This window comes from Mesorhizobium sp. M7A.F.Ca.CA.002.04.1.1, from assembly GCF_004022805.1.
GTDB classification, from domain to species: domain Bacteria; phylum Pseudomonadota; class Alphaproteobacteria; order Rhizobiales; family Rhizobiaceae; genus Mesorhizobium; species Mesorhizobium ciceri.
The window spans coordinates 1-689 of record NZ_RZPL01001228.1 but is presented as its reverse complement, the minus strand read 5'-3'; the positions used below and the strand labels follow the sequence as shown (position 1 = coordinate 689).

General features: G+C 63.3%; 1 protein-coding gene. It reads left to right on the top strand.

Going from position 1 to position 689, the window contains the following annotated elements; all coding sequences use genetic code 11:
- Positions 1 to 214: 214 nt before the first annotated feature.
- On the top strand, positions 215 to 689 hold a 475-nt coding region (locus ENZ75_RS33495; protein ID WP_128278687.1), incomplete at its 3' end, for a hypothetical protein.

The window sequence follows — 689 nt, the reverse complement described above, 5'->3', positions numbered from 1 at the left end:
GTCATTGATGGGTGACCATGGATGCGGACCTTGGCGCGCCGTTCCGGCGCGAGCCCGCTTCCGCCAGGGCGTTGGCTTCCCGACCGGCCATGATGCAGCCACAGCCACTTTTTCGTGAAGCTGAACGGGTTGATCCGCTCGCCTGTCTGCCTAGGTAGAAAGGAGCGGCGGGCGCCACGCAAAATCTGACAATCGGGCAAATCTGACAGTCGGCATGATATTTTCCTGCATTCGAAAGCTTGGCCTCGCTGCTCTCTGTGTCGCCATCCAGTCTTCCTGCGTCGTTCCCGACGACACGTCGCGTATCGCCAAGGTTGATCCAACGGCGGCGGCTGCCCGCAAGGAGATGGTCGGCCTCAGCGAAGCCGATGTTCGAATGTGCGCCGGGTTTCCGACCGCCACCGCCGACGCCGGCCAATCGGGCCAGATCTGGACCTACAAGCGCATCGTCCAGCGCGGCAATCTCAGCATTGTGGTTCCGACGTTGGCGGTCGGCGCGATCCCGGCGGTCGGCGGCTCCGTCAATGTCGCTCCCGGCGGCTATTGCGATACGCAAATTCGCATGGTCGATGGCCGCGTCGCCGAAGTTGCCTATGCCGGCGACAACAATTTGCCGAACAGGCGCGACGCGCTTTGTGTCAGCACGGTGGACGCCTGCGTGACCTATGCCCGCCAACTCGGCCAGAGGC